Below are 18,835 nucleotides of genomic sequence, written 5' to 3'. Positions count from 1 at the left end.
CCGTTAAGGTATACATTGATGCACACCATAGAGCAGGGACAGCATCCCGGAGTAGGCGTCCACCCGTGAACGACGTGCAATCCCCCGAACGATCCGTGCCGACGCGCACGGCCGCACTGCGTCGTCACGGACTCCGATGGTTCGCACTGATCGCACTCTCGATCGGCGGCTGGGCGGTCGGCGAGAGCGTCGGACTGACAGCGGCCGGACTCTTCTCGGCTCTGATCGTCGGGGCGACCCTGGCCGTCACCGGCTGGGGCCCGTCCCGCGTGCCCCGCCCGCTGGGGAAGCTTGCCCAGGGAGTGCTGGCGAGCGCGGTCGGGCTGATGGTGCACCGGGACACAATCGCCGCCCTGGGCTCGATGTGGGTGCCGGTGGTCTCGATCGCGGCCGCGACTCTCGCGCTCAGCGTGGCGGCCGGCGCCCTCCTCGCGCTGCACCGCGACGTGGACGCGGTGACCGGATCCCTCTCCATGACTGCGGGCGGCGCCACCGGACTCGTCGCGATGGCCCGCGAACTCGGCGGCGACGACCGGGTCGTCGCAGTGGTGCAGTACCTGAGGGTGGCGCTCGTCGTCGTGTCGATGCCGATGATCGTCACGTTCGGTTTCCGCGCCGATACCGGCACGGACACCGTGACAGGCACCGATGCCGGCGGGTCCGAATGGTATGTGGCCCTACCATTCCTGGCACTGTTCATCGTGGGCGGCACCGCCGTGGCGTCACTCGTGCGACTACCCGCTCCCGCGACGCTGGGTCCGCTGGCCGTGAGCGCCGGGTTCGAACTCGGCGGCTGGAGCGACGCGGTCGCGGTCCCGCCGATGCTGATGACGGGCGCGTTGATTCTCATCGGCTGGCAGGCCGGGCTCGCGTTCGACCGGGCGAGCCTGCGGGCGATCGGACGAATCCTGCCGTATGCGGCGCTGCTCACGCTGCTGGTCGGGGCGGCCTGCGCCGGCTTGGGCGTCCTCCTCTCCCACCTCACCGGTGTGAGCCTCCTCGAGGCCTATCTCGCCACCACGCCCGGTGGCCTGGCGGCGGTGCTGGCCGTCTCGGCGTCCACCGCCTCCAACGTCACGTTCGTCGCGGCCGCGCAGGTGTTGCGCCTGGTCATCATGCTCGTCACCACCCCGATCATGGCGAAGGCGTTTGCCCACTTCAGTTCTCGGCGTCGACGAGCGTAGTTCGGGAATCCTCTCCGGACACCCCGAGTGTCGTTGCAGTGTCTCCGGACTCGGGGTGCACCGGGAAGCGGGTTCCTCGAATGTCGGCGCATGGCATCTACCTCCGATTCTTGTCGGCAGCTACCGGGCTGCACGGTGGGTGGGTGTCGGATCGGTCAGCCGTAGACCCTCGAGATGAAGGCATCGAGGTTGTCGCGGACCCGCTCGATCCTCTCCTCGGGCTCGAGATCCTCGCGATACTGCCTGCCCAGCGCGGGCGACTTCTTCCGGCGCGCGTAGAGCGAGCACGCGAGATCGGCACACATGTAGGTGCCGATCGAGTTGCCCCGGCGTCCGGATTCACCCGACTTGCGGGCGGTCATCAGCGAGACGCCGCCATTGGCGTGCGTGGTCATACAGACCGTGCACATTTGCGCGCGGCGATAACCGCCCGTTTCGTAGCGCAGCGCGACGCCGACCAGACCGCCGTCCCGTGGCACGACCACATAGCAGCGGCCCGGAAACGACGGGTCACCCCAGCCGAGGAAGTCGAGATCGTCCCAGGGCCGATCGTCCAGGTCACGAGGGACGGGTAGACGCTTGGCGTCGCCTTTGGAGCAGTTGATGAACGACGACCTGATGTCGCGTTCGGTGACGGGTTCCATGACGAGATGAACTCCTTCTGTCGACGGGTTACAAAGCCACGTGACAATACGGACCGCAGTGAGGTCGAGCAACGGATTTTCGGAACGATCCCAGATCCCTCACTGCGGGAAACGAATTCGTCATCCCGGACCGGACCGCGCGACACCTGCGTGTATCGTGCTGTTTCCGGCTTCGAGGGGAAACGGCAATGGCGGCAGGTACACGGGTCGGCTCGCAGTTCGGGCAATACCATCTCAGGGCGCTGCTCGGCCGAGGCGGAATGGGGGAGGTGTACGAGGCGTACGACACCACCAAGGATCGCACCGTCGCCCTCAAGATCCTCGACGTCGACCTCGCGAAAGACCCCACCTATCAGCAGCGGTTTCGTCGCGAATCGCATGCCGCGGCCCGGTTGCAGGAGCCGCACGTCATTCCGATTCACGACTGGGGCGAAATCGACGGCGTGCTCTACATCGACATGCGCCTGGTCGTGGGACAGGACCTGCGTTCGCTGCTCCGCACACGGGGCCCGATGGGTCCCGCACACGCGGTCGCGATCGTCGACCAGATCGCGGCGGCACTCGACGCCGCGCACACCGACGGTCTCATCCACCGCGACGTCAAGCCGGAGAACATTCTCGTCACGGCGGGTGAGTTCGCGTACCTCGTCGACTTCGGTATCGCACACTCGAGTTCCGACCTCCGCCTCACCACCCTCGGCAGCGCTGTCGGCTCCTACGCGTACATGGCGCCCGAGCGGTTCGACAATGCGCCGGTCGATGCGCGCGCGGACGTCTACTCGCTGGCGTGTGTCCTCTACGAATGCCTCACCGGGTCCATCCCGTTCCCGTCCACCAGCATCAGCAGCGCGATCCGCGCCCACCTCACGACGCCGGTGCCCAGCCCCAGCTCGATTCGACCCGACGTGCCCGCCACGTTCGACGAGGTGATCGCCCGAGGTCTGGCCAAGGACCCCCGTGATCGGTACCCGACGGCCGGCGGCTTCGCGGCTGCCGCCCGGTCCGCGTTGACCGCTCGCGAGCGGAAGACCGAAACCGACATCGTGACCCGCCCGGAACCCTCGCCGGGCATGCGGTCCGAACCGACGCGCGTCGACGACCGCGGCCGTCCCCCCGTCTACCCGCCGACCGCGTTCCACAGCGGGCCACCCGCGCCACCCCCGGCGGCGCTGTACTACCCCGCGACTCCCTACGCCGCCCCGCCGCCGGCTCGACGGTCGGTGGCCGTGCCGGTGATCGTCACCGTGCTGGTGATCGCGCTGCTGGCACTCGGCGGGGTGGTCGGATGGCTCGTGCTGGATCGGAACACCCCGGACGCGTCCACTGACGCCGCCGCCACCAGCAGTCGGGTCCGCATCCCGGCCACGGAGGACGTACCCGTCACGTCGGCGGCGCCGACGACGGTCCCGCCTGCCGTGACGACACCCAGAACGACGACGGCTCCCCCGCCGCCGATCGCCGGCGAGGTGTCGGGCGCCGACGGGCAGGGTTTCCTGCCCCCGTCCGATGCACGGTGCAACTACACCAACCCGGCGGTGTTCGTCGGTCGCACCACGAAGTCTCTCGTCGTGGTCTGCGAGACCGGAGTGGGGCGCTATTACTACCAGGGCGTGCGCATCAGCGACGGCGCCGCCATCTCCGTCGACGACCCGATCTCGAGCGGTTCCGGCTTCGTGGCCACCGGCGACGGCGGCACCCAGTACCGGCTCACCCCGTCCGCCCTGACCATCGTCGGCGGCGACGGACGGATCCTCGCGACCGAACCGATGGTCGAGTCCGCACACCGCTGAACCGCCGTCTACGACGACAACGGGACGAGCGGTCGGAATCGGTGAGAGTATAGGGCTGTGAGCGCACAGGCAGAGCATGAGGAGAGACGTCGCCCGACCCCGGAAACTCCCTTGGGCTACCTCGAGCAGCTACCCGCCCTCGTCCTGCTCGAACGCCTTCCGGTTCCCGTCCTGGCGGTCGAGAGCGACGGCACCGTCGTCCATGCGAACAGTGCTTTCGAGGAGATGCTGGGTCATCCCGTCTCGTCACTGCGCGGACGTCCGGTGTCCGAACTCCTCGATCTGGACGACGCACCGACGGGTGCCGGCGCGGTCGAGCACCTCCGCGAGTCCGCCACCACACTCGTCGACCTCGCACATCAGGACGGATCCCGAGTGCGCGCACTCGTCAGCCGGCCCATCCTCCGCCGGCAGGACGATCCGGTGACCCTCGTCTGCTTCCACGACGTCACCGAACAACTGTGGAACGGCGGCCGGGCGCCCGGCTTCTGACCCCGCCCCACAGACGCACGGACATTTGCCAGCTTCACACGCAATTTGCCTGGGATTCCGGCGAAACCGTCTGCAAACAGCGCGGGAGGGATCGAGTGCGGGTTAGGTTGACTGCATGGCGACCGGCAAGAGCAAGGCTCCCGCTGTCGAACTGGAGGTCGGCGACCGGACCGTGCGGATCTCGCACCCGGAACGCGTCTACTTCCCCGCCACCGGTGCCACGAAGCTCGACCTCGCGAATTACTACCTGAGGGTCGGCGACGGGATCGTCCGCGCCCTGCGCGAACGTCCCTGCATGATGCACCGCTTTCCGGACGGCCTGAGCGGCGAGAAGGTGCACCAGAAACGGTTGCCGCACGGTGCACCGGACTGGGTCCAGACGGTGCGGGTGACGTTTCCGCGGTACAACCGTCACGCCGACGAACTGTGCGTGACGCACCCGGCGGACGTGATCTGGGCGGTGCAGATGTCCACGGTCGAGTTCCATCCGTGGAACTCGCGCCGCGCGGACGTCGAACGCCCCGACGAGTGGCGGATCGATCTCGATCCGATGCCCGAGTGCGGTTTCGATACGGTGCGGCGCGTGGCCGGGGTGGTGCACGAGGTGCTCGACGAACTGGGTGCGACGGGCTGGCCGAAGACGTCCGGCGGAAGCGGCATGCACGTCTACGTCCGGATCCGGCCCGACTGGAGTTTCGGCGATGTCCGGCGGGCCGCGCTGGCCTTCGCCCGCGAGGTGGAGCGCCGGGCCCCGCAGGACGTCACCACCACCTGGTGGCGGAAGAACCGCGATCCGCGCAAACTGTTCGTCGACTACAACCAGAACGCCCGCGATCACACCATCGCCAGCGCGTACTCGGTGCGGGGTGTGCCCGACGCGACCGTGTCCACACCGGTGACGTGGGACGAGATCGACGACGTGGACCCCCACGAGTTCACGATCACCACCGTCCCCGACCGCTTCGCGAAACTCGGTGACCTGCATGCCGGAATCGACGACGCCGTGTTCTCGCTCGAACCGCTGCTCGAGTGGGCCGACCGCGACGAGGCCGAAGGCGAATCGGATCCCGGTGGCGCGGAGGACTGATCGCGGACAACTGACCGAGGGCGTCCCCACAAAGCGACACGCGCCCCGACCGTGCGGCCGAGGCGCGTGTCTGGCATGCCGGACTCTTCCCTACCGTGGCGGCGGGGGCGGTGGCGGCGGAGGCGGTGGTGGGTTGGGATTGCAGAGTTGGCAGCCGTCGACCGGCGGCTTGGGAACCGGTGCGTGACAATCGTTCTGACATGGTCTGGCGCCGGCGATTTCGGCCGTCCCCACCAGTGAGATCGAGAGGGCTGCGAGGGCCGCCCCGATGGCAGCCACGATTCTGGCGGAAGTTCTGGAAGTCGACATGTGGGTTCCTCCTGTGAGCTGAAGAACGGTGTGCACCGTCCATTGAGCTTCGGCGAAACACATGACGGCGGCCAGGCACCCTGGGGGTGGAAATCGCACCCCCGCTATCCCATCCGGCTGATCACGTCCAGCACGTCGCGGAGCGCCGACACGGAATGCGCGGGGAGGAAAGCATCGCAGAGGGGCAGCGCGGCCGCCATCGATCCGGCGAGCGGCCGGAAGTCGGGATCACCGGCGCGGGGGTTGAGCCACACCAGTCGATGGGCGCGGCGCCGGACCCGGGTGAGGGCCTGCGCCAGGCGCGTCGGGTCGTCGCTGTCCCAGCCGTCGGACGCGATGACCACGACTGCGCCGCGCAGCGCGTTGCCGTGCGGGGACGCGAGCAGTTCGCTGACGCTGCCCGCGATGTGGGTGCCACCGAACCTGTCGTCCACCTTGTCGTTCGCCCTACGGACCGCGGTCTCGGCGCTGCGGTGGGCGAGCACGGGCGTGAGCCTCGTCAGCGACGTGGAGAACGCGAACACCTCCGGCCTGCCCGCGGTCTGTCGTTGCACCGCCGCCCGCATCAGATGGAGATAGATCGCGGCGTACGGCTGCATCGACCGGCTCACGTCGCACAGCATCACGATGCGCCGCGGACGGCTCCGCGGACGGCTCCGCGCGAGGACCACCGGCTCCCAGCCCGTGGCCCTCGACCGGTTCATGGTGGCGCGCAGGTCGATACGCCGGCCGCGGCGATGCACTTCGCGACGTCGGGTGCGGCGGGACGGCCACGCGGCGGTGGCCTGCTCCAGCCAGGACCCGAGGAGCCGGAGGTCGCCGGCGTCGAATCGGGCGAAGGGTTCGTCGGCGCGGGCCACGAGCCTGCTGGGCAGGGTGTCCGGCACGGCGGTGAGCGCGTCGTGAATGTCGTCCTCGCCGCTGTCGTCGCCGCCGGTCATCATCGGTCGTGTCATCCACGGCACGCCCTCGACGTCCTGCGCCTCACCGGGCCGGTCGCGACCGTCTCGGACACCGGCGAGGGCGGTCTCTCGTCCCGCAGCGCCGCGTCGCGCGTGCGGATCCACGGACAGCACGGCGTCCTCGAAGACCGCGGAGAACACCGCGTCGAACGACGCGAGGTCGTCGACGCGGTTGACCAGCGTCAGACGCGCCGACCAGTACAGCCGCGACCGCGAAGCCGGCGGCGACAGATGAAGTGCCTGCACGAACACCGCGGGGCCACTCGCCGAGACGACGACACCACGTGAGCGCAACCGGGCGACGAGTGCCACCGCGAACGCCGCGAGATCGACGCCCCGCAGGACGCCCGACGCGCTCATCGCCTGCGGCGGCCCACCACGAGGACGACCACGATCCCGGCGAGGATGGCAGCGAGGATCGGGGCGTACCGTTTCCACGCACCCGCACCGGACAGCGCCAGCAGGTCCAGCGGCGCCGGTTCGGCGGCAGGCCGGGCCACGGAAAGGTTCGTGGTGCCGGCCGCCTCGGGCTCGGCCGTGGGCTGGTCGGCGGGTCCCCCGGCGAGCTTCGCTTCCAGCGACTCCGCGAACTGCCCCATGAGTTTCTCCGACACCTGCTGGATCATTCCGCTGCCGAACTGCGCGAGTTTGCCGACGATCTTCATGTCGGTGTCCACGGTGACGCGGGTGCGGTCGCCGACCTCGTGCAACTGGGCGATGATCGTCGCGGACGCGTTGCCGGACCCGCGCGAATCCCTCCCGCGGGCATCGATCACGGCGCGATGCTCCTTCGGGTCACGCTCGACGAAGGCGGCCTTGCCTTTGAACTCGCTGGTCACCGGGCCGACCTTGACCTTCACCTTCCCCAGGTAATCGTCACCCTCCCGCCCTGTCATCTGAGCTCCGGGGAGCAGGGGAGCAACCTCCTCGAGGTCGCTGAGCACCTCCCAGGCCTGCTCGATCGGGGCGCTGACGGTGAACTCGTTGGCGATCTTCATGGCAGTTGCCTCTCATCCGGTGGCCAGGCCGTGCGCGTAGTCGGTGAATGCGTCCTGAACTATTGTGCGGTCGTCCGGGGTCTTCGCGAGGGCACTCAGGCTCTGGATCGCGTCGTCGCGCACCAGATCGGCCACTCCCAGCGCCGCGAGTGCGGACACCCAGTCGATCGTCTCGGCGATTCCGGGCGGCTTGTCGAGATCGAGTTCGCGGGCCCGGCCGACGAAGCGGGTGGCGTGCTCGATGAGGGGCGACGCCGCCACGGGCACCGTGCGGCGCACGATGGCGGCCGCCCGCGCCGGCTCCGGATAGTCGATCCAGTGGTAGAGGCATCGTCTGCGCAGCGCGTCGTGGAGGTCGCGACTCCGGTTGGACGTCAGCACGACGACGGGGTGCTGTTCGGCCGTGAACGTTCCCAGTTCCGGCACGGTGACCGATGCCTCCCCTAGGAATTCGAGGAGGAGTGCCTCGAACTCGTCGTCGGCTCGGTCTATTTCGTCGATCAACAGTACGGGCGGGGTCGGTCCCCGATATCTCACGCAATGGAGGATCGGACGTTCCAGCAGGAACTCCTCGGCGAACAGGTCGTCCTCGGTGAGGCCGTCGCCCCGCGATTCGGCCAGCCGGATGGTGAGCAACTGCCGCTGGTAGTTCCAGTCGTAGAGGGCTTCGTTCGCGGTGAGGCCCTCGTAGCACTGCAATCGGATCAGCGGGGCGCCGAGGACGGTCGCGAGAGCCTTCGCCGCGGTGGTCTTGCCGACTCCGGGTTCGCCTTCGAGCAGGAGCGGGCGGCGCAGGGCCGCCGCGAGATACAGGGCCGACGCGGTTCCGAAGTCCAGGAGGTAGTCCTCGGCATCGAAGCGCCGGACCACGTCCGCCACGTCCTCGAATGCCGCCGTCATACCGCTCCCGTCTCCTGCGCGAACGATGCCCGGCAACCCGGCCCGCAGAACCAGAAGTCGTCACCGCCGCGCCGTAGGTGGGCGGTGTCCCGCCCCACGACGACGCGCATCCCGCACACCGGATCGACCGCCTCGGTCACCGCCGCTCGCCGAGTCGAATCATCTTCGGGCGCGCGAAGTCCCGCGGTCCGCAGTTCCTGCACCAACTCGGCCGCGATCGACACCGCGATCTCCGCCGACGTCCGCGCCCCAATGTCGAGACCGACGGGGGTGTGTACCCGCGACCGTTCGGACTCGGTGAGACCCAGAGTGTCGAGGATGGCCCCACCGCGTAGTCGGCTGGCGACGAGCCCGACATACCCGACCCCGGCGTCGAGCGCCGCACGGATGACCTCCGCTTCGGGTCCGCCGTGACCGGCGAGCACCACCGCCGTGGTGCCGGAGAACTGCTCGAAACCGGCGTCGTCGTGCTCGACGGTGAATCCCAGCAGTTCCGCTATGCCCCCCAACGCCTGCGCGATCGGCGTGGTGCCGAAGATCCGCACCAACGGCGGTGGCAGTTGCGGCTCCAGGAAGATCTCCATGGCGCCGCCGGACAGGCACGGATTCACCACGACGGACGCGCCCGGAGTCTCGGGGAACTGCACCGCCCCGTCGGGAAGGACCCGCAGCAACACGCTCTCGTTGGTTGCCAGCGCGCCCAGGGCGGCCATGCGTACCGAATTCTGCGCGCACTGACCGCCGACGAACCCCTCGATCGTCCCGTCCTGCAGGAGGATCGCCTCGTCGCCGGTGTGGCTGGACGTGGGCGGCTGCGCCCGCACCACGGTCGCATGGACGAACGGCCTGCGGTCGCGCGCCAGTTGCGCCGCACGCTCTTTCAGATCCATCGGGCCTCCTCGCAGCCGACGGGCGACATTCAGATCGGGGGTGTCGCGCGGCCCTGCATGGCCTCCCACACCCGGGACGGGGTGAGCGGCATGTCGGCATGCCGGACACCGAACGGGGCGAGCGCATCCACGACCGCGTTCACCACGGCCGCGGGCGATCCGACCGTCGCGGACTCGCCGATGCCCTTCGCGCCGATCGGGTGATGCGGCGACGGGGTCACGGTGAAACCGGTCTCGAGCTTCGGGACCTCGAGCGCGGTGGGGATCAGGTAGTCCATCAGTGATCCGCCGAGGCAGTTGCCGTCCTCGTCGAACTCGATGATCTGCATGAGCGCCATACCGATGCCGTCGACGATGCCGCCGTGGACCTGCCCCTCGATGATCATCGGGTTGATGCGCGTGCCGCAGTCGTCGACGGCGAGGAACCGCCGCACCTTCACCACCGCGGTGCCGGGATCGACGTCGACGACGCAGAAGTACGCGCCGTAGGGGTACGTCAGATTCTCGGGGTTGTAACAGATCTGCGCGTCGAGTCCGCCTTCGATTCCCTCCGGCAGGTCGCCGGCGCCGTGCGCCCGCATCGCGATGTCCTGGATGGTCACCTTCGCCGAGGGATCGCCCTTCACATGGAATTCGCCCTTCTCCCATTCCAGATCCGCGACCGAGGCCTCGAGCATGCCCGAGGCGATGATCTTCGCCTTGTCCCGCACCTTGCGGGCCACCAGCGCCGCGGCCGCCCCCGACACCGGTGTCGACCGGCTGCCGTACGTGCCGAGCCCGAACGGCGTGTTGTCGGTGTCGCCGTGCACGACGTCGATGTCGTCCGGTGGGATCCCCAGTTCCTCCGCCACGATCTGCGCGAACGTCGTCTCGTGACCCTGCCCCTGGGTTTGCACCGACAACCGCACGACGGCCTTGCCCGTCGGGTGGACGCGCAGTTCGCAGCCGTCGGCCATGCCCAGGCCGAGGATGTCCATGTCCTTCCGGGGGCCGGCACCGACGGCTTCGGTGAAGAACGACATGCCGATTCCCATCAGCTCGCCGCGTTCGCGGCGTTCCTTCTGCTCCTCCCGCAACTGCTGGTAGCCGATCATGTCCATGGCCTTGCGCATGGTGGTCTCATAGTCACCCGAGTCGTACACCCACCCGGTCTTGCTGGTGTACGGGAACTGTTCCGGCCTCAGCAAATTCTTCAGCCGCAGCTCCGCCGGATCCATCTTCAGGCCGAACGCCAGGCAGTCGACGAGCCGCTCGACCAGATACACGGCCTCGGTGATGCGGAACGAGCAGGCGTACGCCACCCCGCCGGGCGCCTTGTTCGTGTAGACCGCCGTCATCGCGCAGTGCGCAGCCTCGATGTCGTAGCTGCCGGTGAAGACGCCGAAGAAACCGGCCGGATACTTCACCGGGGCCGCCGTGCCGTTGAACGCACCGTGATCGGCCAGTACCTTCGTGCGGATCGCGAGGATCTTGCCCTCGCTGGTCGCCGCGATCTCGCCGACCATGATGTAGTCGCGGGCGAAGCCCGTGCTCATCAGGTTCTCGCTGCGATCCTCCATCCACTTCACCGGTTTGCCCGTCACGAGCGACGCCACGATGGCACACACGTATCCCGGGTAGATCGGGACCTTGTTGCCGAATCCACCGCCGATGTCCGGGGACACCACCCGGATCTTGTGCTCCGGGATCCCCGAGACCAAAGCGTAGACGGTCCGGTGCGCGTGCGGGGCCTGCGACGTGGTGTACAGGGTGAGCTTGCCGGACACCTTGTCGACGTCGGCGATCGCACCGCACGTCTCCATCGGAGCCGGATGCACCCTGGGGTAGACGATCTCCTGCTTCACCACCACGTCCGCCTTCGCGAACACCGCCTCGGTCGCGGCGGCATCGCCTGTCTCCCAGTCGAAGCAGTGATTGTCCGTCTTGCCCTCGAGGTCGTCGCGGATCACCGGCGCGTCGGGCGAGAGCGCGGCGCGTGCGTCGACGACGGGATCGAGCATGTCGTATTCGACGTCGATCAGTTCCAGTGCGTCCCGGGCCGAATAACGGTCCTCGGCGATGACGAACGCCACCTCCTGGCCCTGGAAACGCACCTTGTCGGTGGCCAGCACGGCCTGCACGTCGTTGGACAGCGTCGGCATCCAGGCGAGGTTCTTCGCGGCGAGGTCGGCGCCCGTCACCACTGCCGTCACCTTCGGGTGTTCCTGTGCCGCAGTGGTATCGATGTTCACGATCCGCGCGTGCGCGACCGGCGACCGCAGGATCGCCAGGTGCAGCATGCCGGGGAGGGTGATGTCGTCGACGTAATTTCCGAGCCCCCGGATAAAGCGGGGGTCCTCCTTGCGCAGCATGCGGCCGTGGCCGCAGGGCTTCTTGTCGTTGTCGACGATATCCGCGCCGCCAGACGGCGGGCGGGATTCGACGGTGGTCATGATGCACTTCCAGTCGTCGCGTGTTCCTCGACTGTCATCGGTGCGCCCTCGGCGCCCCGCGTCTTGTCCTCCTGCACGTCCGCGTCGAAGTCGCCTGCCGGTTCCGGCTCGGCGGCCTCGCCCGCCCGATGGTCGGCAGCCCACTGGATCGAGCGCACGATCGTGGTGTACCCGGTGCAGCGGCAGATCTGGCCGGAGATCGCTTCCCGGATGGTGGCCTCGTCGGGGCTCTCCTCCCGGTCGAGTAGTGCCCGCGCCGTCATCATCATGCCGGGGGTRCAGAACCCGCACTGCAGTCCGTGGCACTGCATGAAGCCCTGCTGGACTGGATCGAGTTCGCCGTCGTGTTCGAGGCCCTCGACCGTGCGAACGTCGTGTCCGCTCGCCATCGCGGCGAGCATCGTGCACGACTTCACCGGATCGCCGTCCACGGTGACGACGCACGTGCCGCAGTTGCTGGTGTCGCAGCCCCAGTGGGTTCCGGTCAGGCCGAGCTGGTCGCGGAGGAAATGGACCAGCAGCATGCGCGGTTCCACCTCGGCGCTCACTGCCTCACCGTTGACGGTCATGTTCACCTGCATGGCTATGCCTCTTCTCCGGTCGGCTCGTGCTCCACGTCGCTGCGGAGCACCCGGTCGACCGCTGTACGGAGTGTGCGGATCGTGAGTTCGGATGCGAGATGGCGTTTGTAGTCGACGGTGCCGCGGGCGTCGGCGACGGGTTTGCAGGCCTGCGCGGCCATCCGCCCGGCCTGGGCGAACGCCTCCTCGGACGGGGGACGTCCGGTCAGGTAGTCGGCGACATCCGAAAGTCCGGACGGATCCGGGTCGACCGCCGTGAGGCCGACCGCTGCCCGGGCGATCTCGCCGCCCTCCACCGTGACGGCCGCTCCGGCCGCGGTGACCGCCCAATCCCCGGTCCGCCGTTCGACCTTGGCGTACGCGCTGGAGCTGTGGCCGTGGACGGGTATCACGATCTCGATGAGCATCTCGTTGTGTGCGAGCGCCGTCTCGTACGGCCCGACGAGGAACTCGGACATGGGGATCTCGCGGCGTCCGCCGGGCCCACGTACCACGCAGGTGGCGTCGAGAACAGAGCAGACAGTGGTGAGGTCCTCGGCCGGATCCGCCTGGCACAGCGATCCGCCGATGGTCCCGCGGTTGCGGACCACCGGGTCGGCGATCACCTTCTCCGCGTCGCGGAAGAGGGGGAACGCCGCCGCGAGTTCGTCCGATTCGAGCAGCCGGCGGTGCCGTGTCATCGCACCGATCCGCAGCCTCGACCGCTCGGTCGTGATGTAGCCGAGTTCACCCTCGAGGTCGTTGATGTCGATGAGGTACTCGGGATTGGCGAGGCGAAGTTTCATCATGGGGAGCAGGCTGTGGCCGCCTGCGACGAGGCGGGCTTCGTCGCCCAGCCGGTCGAGCAGGGCGATGGCGTCCTCGACGCCCGTTGCACGCTCGTATTCGAAGGATCCTGGTACTTGCATTGTGACCTACCTCACAAACGTGGATCCTCTCAGCCTGCGCAAGAACCGGTGGTCCGTCAACCCCGGCTGAACCGCCCTAGTCGACGTAAGAATCGACGGGTTCCTCGTGGTGGATCCGGCCGCTCGACTCCGCCAGCGGGCGCCCCGTGCCACCCCACCGGCGGGCGATGATCTCGGCGGCGATGGACACCGCAGTCTCCTCGGGTGTCCGGGCGCCGATGTCCAGGCCGATGGGGCTCGACAGCCGGTCGAGTTCGGTGTCGGTCAGACCGGCCTCACGTAGGCGTTCACGCCGGTCCAGGTCCGTTCTGCGGGAGCCCATGGCGCCGATGAACGCGACGTCCGGGAGGCGCAGCGCCGTCTCGAGGAGAGGGACGTCGAACTTGGGGTCGTGGGTGAGTACGCAGATCACGGTCCGGCCATCGATGGCCTGGGCATCGGCCTGCGCAGCGAGATACCGGTGCGGCCAGTCCACCACCACCTCGTCGGCCGTCGGGAACCGCGCGTGTGTCGCGAACACCGGACGGGCGTCGCAGACCGTCACCCGGTATCCCATGAAAGCACCCTGCCGGGCCACCGCGGCGGCGAAGTCGATGGCCCCGAACACGAGCATGCGCGGCCTCGGCGCGTAACTGGCGACGAACACCTCCATGCCCTCGCCGCGTCGCTGACCGTCGGTGCCGTACGTCAGGACGGTGCTGCCGCCCGCCGCGAGGAGGCCCCGGGCGTCGTCGGTGACCGCGGAATCGGCCCGGTCCGAGCCGAGCGAACCGCTCACGCTCTCGGGCCGGACGACCAGCCGGCGCCCCACCCGAGCCGCATCGGGATGCGCCACCACGGTCGCCACCGCGACCGGCAGGTGATTGTCGATGTCCCGGGTGATCTCACCGAGCTCCGGAAAATTGTCCCGCGACACGGGCTCGACGAAGATGTCGATGATTCCACCGCAGGTGAGACCCACCTCGAACGCGTTCTCGTCGCTGATCCCGTACCGCTGCAGCACCGGCGTACCGGACGCCGTGACCTCGGATGCGAGTTCGTAGACCGCTCCCTCGACGCACCCGCCGGACACCGAACCGGACGCGCTCCCGTCGGGCGCCACGACCATCGACGCCCCCGGCGGTCGCGGCGCCGAGCGGAACGTGCGGACCACCGTCCCGACACCCGCCGTCCCACCCGCGGTCCACACCGCCATCAGGTCCGCCAGCACGTCGCGCATCAGCACCCTTCCCGCTCGAGTCCGACGTGTGATACACGCTCAGCACCAAGCTTATTCCGCCGAGGCGAGTTTGGCCCGGGAGACGGGAACCTCGACTTCGACCGGCGACAGCGGGAACGGCGGCGTGCCCACCCCGGAGATCCGGAAGTGGCCCCACGGGTCGCGCTCCGCGAGCGCCGCGGGCACTTCGGGACCGTCCCCGATCGTGAGGAACAACGGGGCGCGGTTGCGGCGTTTCGCCTCGTCGGCGCCGACGACGCGGCCGTACCAGTGGTAGAGGCCGTCCAGTGGTTCGATGTGACCGTTCAGGAAGACCTCGACGGCCACGGTCAGGTCGCCGGACGTGAGCACGCCGGGCCCGCGGTACTCGGTGTCGTCCTCGCGCTCGGCGAGCGAACTCAGCTCGAAGTGCCGGTCGTCGGGGGTGCGCGTGTGCCGCCAGTAGGATGCGCTCGACCCGGGCCACGCCGCCCGATTGTGGCCGGTGGAATCGAGGTACCAGCTGTCGCAACCACCCGAATTCCACACCGAGCCCGCGAGTGTGCGGTGGACCACCCGGTTGAATTCGCGCTGCGCGCCCGCGCGCACCTCGATCCGGGTCGCGTCGCGCTTCTGCATCAGCGCCAGGCATCGGGTGATGTAGTGCGCCTGGGCCTCGATGACGAAGACGATCGACTGGTTGCCGCCACCGGAATTCGGCCCCATCATGAGAAAGAAGTTCGGGAACCCCGCGACCGTGACGCCCAGGTACGCCTCCATGCCGTCGCGCCAGGCCCGCTGGATCGTCAGGCCGCGGCGTCCCACGATGTGCTCGTTCTCGAATCGGTCGCCGACCGCGAATCCCGTGCCGTAGACGATGACGTCCGCCTCGTGCATCGTTCCGTCTTCGGTGCGGATCCCGCGTTCGGTGACCTCCGAGATACCCGAAGTGACCAGATCGACGTTCCCGCGTTGCAGGGCCGGGTAGAAATTGCTGGACACCAGAATCCGCTTGCAGCCGATGATGTAGTCGGGGGTCAGTGTGGCACGCAGTTCGGGATCACGCACCTGCCTGCGCAGCAGACCCCGGGCGGCCGACTCCAGCACCGTCATCAGTCGCGGGTGCAGGAACCCGGCGATCAGCGATTCGTGACTCCAGTAGATCGCACCGCGGTAAGCCTTCTGGACTCCGGGAACAGCCTTGAACACCGCCTTCTCCCCGGCGGTGATCGGACGGTCCAGCTTCGGCAGGATCCAGTGCGGCGTCCGCTGGAAGACGTCGACGTGCGCGGCCGTCCTCGCGATCTCCGGGACGAACTGCACGGCACTCGCTCCGGTGCCGATCACCGCCACCCGCTTGCCGGCCACCGCGACAGAGTGATCCCACTCGGCGGAATGGAATGCCACACCCGAGAACGACTTCCTGCCGGGAAAATCCGGGACGCTGGGTTTGTGCAGCGGTCCCGGACCTGCGACCACGATGCGGGGGTGATAGACGGAACCCGACCGGGTCTCCACCCGCCACCGGTCGGTGGTGTCGTCGAACTCGTAGGAGATCACCTCGGAGCCGAACCGGATGTGTGGTGCCAGATCGTAGTCGCGGACCACCCGTTCGATGTAGTCGAGAATCTCGGGCTGCCGCGCGTACATCCGGGTCCATTTCCGGTTGGGCGCGAAGGAGAACGAATACATCAGCGACATCACGTCGCAACCACATCCGGGATACGTGTTCTCCCGCCACGTTCCGCCCACCCGATCAGCCTTCTCGAGAACGACGAAGTTCTCCTCGCCCGCCTCCTTCAGCTTGATCGCCATGCACAGTCCGGCGAATCCGGTGCCGACGACGAGGACGTCCGGCTCGGTGATTCCGGTTGTCACAGGAATCCCCCGCGCCGCCACAGCGCGCGGGACGTCGCTCGCATCAGCCCGTTCTCCTCGAGGAACGCGGCCAGCGACTCGAACCCCCGTCGTTGATTTTCGCGAAAGTGAGGATTTGCCAGCGCCTGTCGACGTGCCTCCATCGGATCCAGCCCGGCCCGCTCGTACATGGCCGGGTTGGTGAACAGCCGCTGGAACAGCGGGCCGCCGATCCCCTGCACCGTTCCGACCCACAGCCGGTCGATCCGGTGGCCTTCCGCGACGCGGCGACGCACCCCCTCGCGCGCGAATCGGATGTGCCGGGACTCCTCGGTGACGTGGATCCGCATCAGCCGGGAAATCATCGGCTGCAGCTGCGGGTCCTCGAGGACGCGCCGCTGCGTGGCGTCGAAGATCTCCTCACCGATCAGCGCGGCCACCCAGAGCATGGTTCCGCGAAATGTCTTGGGCAGCACGTTGACCACGACTGCCTGATACCACCGGAGCTGGAAGGGCTTGGCGCCCATCTGCTCGATGGCGCGCCCGAACATCGTCATGTGCCTGCACTCGTCGCCCATCTCGGTGAGCGTGTATCGGGTGTGCAGCGAGCTCGGATCGTTGTGCAGCAGCGCACGCAGGAGCGCCTGGTTGAGGATGTTCTCGAACCAGATTCCGACACTGAGGATGTTCGCCGATTCCTGCCGGGACAGCTCGATGCGCTGCGCCTCGCTCATCCGGTCCCACATCTCGGTTCCCCACAGGGACAGGACCTGCGGCGGCAGGAAGTACTTGCCGTCCTCGAGGGGCGCGTCCCAGTCGATATCGACCACGGGGGCGTACGAACGCTTGACGGAGCCTGCGAGGAGCCGGCCGGCGACTTCCTCCCGACCGATCGTGTGTGAACGCTGAGACATCGCTGATCCCTTCGTCGAGCGCGATTCCATCTCGTTGCCGTTTATAGGTAAAACGTAAACCCCGGGTGTGACGCAGGTCAATGGTTATCTGTGACCCGAGTTCACATTTGTGGCTTCTGTTTGCGCCCACCACACCCGAACAGCACAATCAGGGCCGTGAGGACGCAGCCGACGACACCGACCCCCGGCGAACTCCGGGAACGGATCCTCGACGCGGCCGAGGAATGCCTGATCGAACTCGGTTACAGCACCCGGCTTCACGCGGTCATCGCCGAGCGAGCGGGACTGTCCCGGCCCACGCTCTACAAACACGTCGGCGATCAGTCCGCCATCCTCGAGGCCCTCTTCCAACGGGAGATCTCGCGGTTCTTCGTCGTGCTCGACCCGGTGCTGCGGGGACGGCAGAGCCAACTCCAGGTGCGATTCGTCGACGCCGTCGTGTTCGCCGTCCAGTACGCACGCGGACACCGGTTGCTACAGAAGGGATTGCGCGACGACCCCGACGTGGTGCTCCCCTGGTTCACGATCAAGGCGAAGCCGATGATCGAACTCGGGGCGCAACTTCTGACCCCCCACTTCGAGCGCCTTTTCGCTCCCGAGCAACTGTCGGGAGTGAGCCCCACCGCCATCTCCGAGTGGGCGTTCCGCATCATCGGCTCGCTCATCATCACGGAGGGGATCGTGGACACGTCCGACGAGCGGGCTCTGCGAGAGTTCGTCCGATCCCTTCTGGCGATCGCATTCATGCCACAACCGGACATTCATATTCCTTGACGCGTATATACACGTAGGCGCATACTCGGGGTCATGGCACCGGACGTGTTCACCGTGGTCGCCGAACCACAGCGCCGCAGAATCCTCGAACGGCTGCGGGCCGGCCACGCCAGCGTCGGCGAACTCGTCGACCAACTCGCCCTGCCCCAGCCGACCGTGTCCAAACACCTGCGGGTGTTGCGGCAGGCCGGATTCGTCACCTGCCGCACCGCGGCCCAGCAACGCATCTACAGCCTGCACCGCGAACCGTTCGACGAGTTCGACGCGTGGCTGCAGCCCTACCGCCGGCTGTGGGCGAATCACCTCGATGCGCTCGAGCGGCACCTCGAATCGAAGGAGACCCCGTCATGACCGAATCAGACGCACGCCGCGACTACCGCCCCGGCCCACTGCGGCACGTCGAAGCACGACCCGACGGCACCCGATGGGCTCTGACCTTCGTTCGCGACTTCACCCACTCGCCGGCGGCGCTGTGGACCGTGCTCACGGACCCCGGCGAACTTCCGCAGTGGGCGCCGTACACCGCGGACCGGAACCTCGGAACAGTCGGTCCCGCGACCCTGATCATGGTCGACGGGCAGAACCGCACCGAACTCGACGGCACCGTGACCCGGGCCGACTCACCGCGCGTCCTCGAACACGCCTGGGGTGACGACGTCCTGCTCTGGACGATCGAGGAAACCGACGCGGGCACCCGACTGACCCTGCGCCACACGGTCGACGACCAGCGAACCGCGGCGATGACGGCCGCCGGGTGGCACATGTGTCTGGACGTCGCCGAGGCCCTACTCGGCGGCAATCCGATCGGACCGATCGTCGGCGCCGAGGCGATGAACTACGGCTGGCGCGAACTCAACGAGCAGTACTCCGAACGCTTCGGCGTCGAACCGATCGATCCGACGCTGCAGTGAAATC

Annotated in this window: 18 protein-coding genes; 7 read left to right on the top strand and 11 right to left on the bottom strand. The window is 68.0% G+C overall.

The genetic code is table 11. The annotated features are described in order from the left end of the window. The first annotated feature begins 65 nt into the window (after positions 1-65). Complete coding sequence (locus AC1D1G_RS09495) at positions 66-1,184, top strand: AbrB family transcriptional regulator (protein WP_280780677.1); 1,119 nt, start codon at positions 66-68, stop codon at positions 1,182-1,184. A gap of 155 nt (positions 1,185-1,339) precedes the next feature. Here the strand turns inward: AC1D1G_RS09495 and AC1D1G_RS09490 are convergent, their stop codons facing one another. Next, a complete protein-coding gene (locus AC1D1G_RS09490) occupies positions 1,340-1,828 on the bottom strand; it encodes an FBP domain-containing protein (protein ID WP_280780676.1) in 489 nt (162 codons plus the stop codon). A gap of 188 nt (positions 1,829-2,016) precedes the next feature. On the opposite strand from AC1D1G_RS09490, the gene AC1D1G_RS09485 reads away from it, so the two are divergent. The 3 genes from AC1D1G_RS09485 to ligD all read left to right on the top strand — a co-directional run bounded on the left by AC1D1G_RS09485 (position 2,017) and on the right by ligD (position 5,197). Beyond that, positions 2,017-3,618, top strand: a complete 1,602-nt coding sequence (locus tag AC1D1G_RS09485; protein ID WP_477951821.1) for a serine/threonine-protein kinase — start codon at positions 2,017-2,019, stop codon at positions 3,616-3,618. 57 nt (positions 3,619-3,675) lie between these two features. Then, a complete protein-coding gene (locus AC1D1G_RS09480; RefSeq protein ID WP_283351650.1) occupies positions 3,676-4,110 on the top strand; it encodes a PAS domain-containing protein in 435 nt (144 codons plus the stop codon). A gap of 115 nt (positions 4,111-4,225) precedes the next feature. After that, positions 4,226-5,197, top strand: coding sequence for a non-homologous end-joining DNA ligase (gene ligD / locus AC1D1G_RS09475; RefSeq protein ID WP_477951820.1), 972 nt, complete (start codon positions 4,226-4,228; stop codon positions 5,195-5,197). 413 nt (positions 5,198-5,610) lie between these two features. Here the strand turns inward: ligD and AC1D1G_RS09470 are convergent, their stop codons facing one another. The 10 genes from AC1D1G_RS09470 to AC1D1G_RS09425 form a co-directional block, all read right to left on the bottom strand. After that, positions 5,611-6,828: a vWA domain-containing protein gene (locus AC1D1G_RS09470; RefSeq protein ID WP_477951819.1), complete on the bottom strand. Its 1,218-nt coding sequence runs from the start codon at positions 6,826-6,828 to the stop codon at positions 5,611-5,613. After that, complete coding sequence (locus tag AC1D1G_RS09465) at positions 6,825-7,466, bottom strand: SRPBCC family protein (RefSeq protein ID WP_105417324.1); 642 nt, start codon at positions 7,464-7,466, stop codon at positions 6,825-6,827. The genes AC1D1G_RS09470 and AC1D1G_RS09465 overlap by 4 nt, the downstream gene beginning before the upstream one ends. Before the next feature lie 12 nt (positions 7,467-7,478). After that, on the bottom strand, positions 7,479-8,366 hold the full coding sequence (locus AC1D1G_RS09460) for an AAA family ATPase (protein WP_283330910.1): 888 nt from the start codon (positions 8,364-8,366) through the stop codon (positions 7,479-7,481). After that, a complete protein-coding gene (locus AC1D1G_RS09455) occupies positions 8,363-9,256 on the bottom strand; it encodes an XdhC family protein (protein ID WP_477951817.1) in 894 nt (297 codons plus the stop codon). Before AC1D1G_RS09455 ends, AC1D1G_RS09460 begins: the two co-directional genes overlap by 4 nt. 29 nt (positions 9,257-9,285) lie before the next feature. Then, the gene (locus AC1D1G_RS09450; RefSeq protein ID WP_477951815.1) at positions 9,286-11,688 is read right to left on the bottom strand and encodes an aerobic carbon-monoxide dehydrogenase large subunit; all 2,403 of its coding nucleotides are present in this window, start codon (positions 11,686-11,688) and stop codon (positions 9,286-9,288) included. Continuing rightward, positions 11,685-12,269 carry a (2Fe-2S)-binding protein gene (locus AC1D1G_RS09445; protein ID WP_105417316.1) on the bottom strand — a complete coding sequence of 195 codons (585 nt, stop codon included), beginning with the start codon at positions 12,267-12,269 and terminating at the stop codon, positions 11,685-11,687. Before AC1D1G_RS09445 ends, AC1D1G_RS09450 begins: the two co-directional genes overlap by 4 nt. Positions 12,270-12,271: 2 nt before the next feature. Next, on the bottom strand, positions 12,272-13,177 hold the full coding sequence (locus tag AC1D1G_RS09440) for an FAD binding domain-containing protein (protein WP_317570015.1): 906 nt from the start codon (positions 13,175-13,177) through the stop codon (positions 12,272-12,274). 76 nt (positions 13,178-13,253) lie between these two features. Beyond that, entirely contained in the window at positions 13,254-14,396 is a 1,143-nt protein-coding gene (locus AC1D1G_RS09435; RefSeq protein WP_198602116.1) for an XdhC family protein, read from the bottom strand. Between the two features lie 51 nt (positions 14,397-14,447). Then, positions 14,448-16,253, bottom strand: a complete 1,806-nt coding sequence (locus tag AC1D1G_RS09430) for a DUF4873 domain-containing protein (protein WP_477951814.1) — start codon at positions 16,251-16,253, stop codon at positions 14,448-14,450. After that, on the bottom strand, positions 16,250-17,176 hold the full coding sequence (locus AC1D1G_RS09425; RefSeq protein WP_477951813.1) for an AurF N-oxygenase family protein: 927 nt from the start codon (positions 17,174-17,176) through the stop codon (positions 16,250-16,252). The genes AC1D1G_RS09430 and AC1D1G_RS09425 overlap by 4 nt, the downstream gene beginning before the upstream one ends. Positions 17,177-17,302: 126 nt before the next feature. Between AC1D1G_RS09425 and AC1D1G_RS09420 the strand changes: the two genes are divergently transcribed. Genes AC1D1G_RS09420 through AC1D1G_RS09410 form a run of 3 tightly spaced genes read left to right on the top strand, consistent with a single transcriptional unit; the run spans position 17,303 to position 18,831 of the window. Then, a complete protein-coding gene (locus AC1D1G_RS09420) occupies positions 17,303-17,920 on the top strand; it encodes a TetR/AcrR family transcriptional regulator (RefSeq protein WP_280780664.1) in 618 nt (205 codons plus the stop codon). Between the two features lie 33 nt (positions 17,921-17,953). Next, on the top strand, positions 17,954-18,271 hold the full coding sequence (locus AC1D1G_RS09415) for an ArsR/SmtB family transcription factor (RefSeq protein WP_009478258.1): 318 nt from the start codon (positions 17,954-17,956) through the stop codon (positions 18,269-18,271). Then, a complete protein-coding gene (locus tag AC1D1G_RS09410) occupies positions 18,268-18,831 on the top strand; it encodes an SRPBCC family protein (RefSeq protein ID WP_477951811.1) in 564 nt (187 codons plus the stop codon). The genes AC1D1G_RS09415 and AC1D1G_RS09410 overlap by 4 nt, the downstream gene beginning before the upstream one ends. Positions 18,832-18,835 lie beyond the last annotated feature (4 nt).

The sequence above is a fragment of the Rhodococcus sp. P3_B8 genome (assembly GCF_056402775.1).
The sequence above is the reverse complement of the archived record's forward strand: the minus strand, read 5'-3'. Positions and strand labels throughout refer to the sequence as shown.

Coding starts and splice junctions, on each gene's coding strand:
- AC1D1G_RS09490 (WP_280780676.1), bottom strand. CDS start 1,828: ATGGAACCCGTCACCGAACGCGACATCAGGTCGTCGTTCATCAACTGC.
- AC1D1G_RS09485 (WP_477951821.1), top strand. CDS start 2,017: ATGGCGGCAGGTACACGGGTCGGCTCGCAGTTCGGGCAATACCATCTC.
- ligD (WP_477951820.1), top strand. CDS start 4,226: ATGGCGACCGGCAAGAGCAAGGCTCCCGCTGTCGAACTGGAGGTCGGC.
- AC1D1G_RS09470 (WP_477951819.1), bottom strand. CDS start 6,828: ATGAGCGCGTCGGGCGTCCTGCGGGGCGTCGATCTCGCGGCGTTCGCG.
- AC1D1G_RS09465 (WP_105417324.1), bottom strand. CDS start 7,466: ATGAAGATCGCCAACGAGTTCACCGTCAGCGCCCCGATCGAGCAGGCC.
- AC1D1G_RS09460 (WP_283330910.1), bottom strand. CDS start 8,366: ATGACGGCGGCATTCGAGGACGTGGCGGACGTGGTCCGGCGCTTCGAT.
- AC1D1G_RS09455 (WP_477951817.1), bottom strand. CDS start 9,256: ATGGATCTGAAAGAGCGTGCGGCGCAACTGGCGCGCGACCGCAGGCCG.
- AC1D1G_RS09450 (WP_477951815.1), bottom strand. CDS start 11,688: ATGACCACCGTCGAATCCCGCCCGCCGTCTGGCGGCGCGGATATCGTC.
- AC1D1G_RS09440 (WP_317570015.1), bottom strand. CDS start 13,177: ATGCAAGTACCAGGATCCTTCGAATACGAGCGTGCAACGGGCGTCGAG.
- AC1D1G_RS09435 (WP_198602116.1), bottom strand. CDS start 14,396: ATGCGCGACGTGCTGGCGGACCTGATGGCGGTGTGGACCGCGGGTGGG.
- AC1D1G_RS09425 (WP_477951813.1), bottom strand. CDS start 17,176: ATGGAATCGCGCTCGACGAAGGGATCAGCGATGTCTCAGCGTTCACAC.
- AC1D1G_RS09415 (WP_009478258.1), top strand. CDS start 17,954: ATGGCACCGGACGTGTTCACCGTGGTCGCCGAACCACAGCGCCGCAGA.
- AC1D1G_RS09410 (WP_477951811.1), top strand. CDS start 18,268: ATGACCGAATCAGACGCACGCCGCGACTACCGCCCCGGCCCACTGCGG.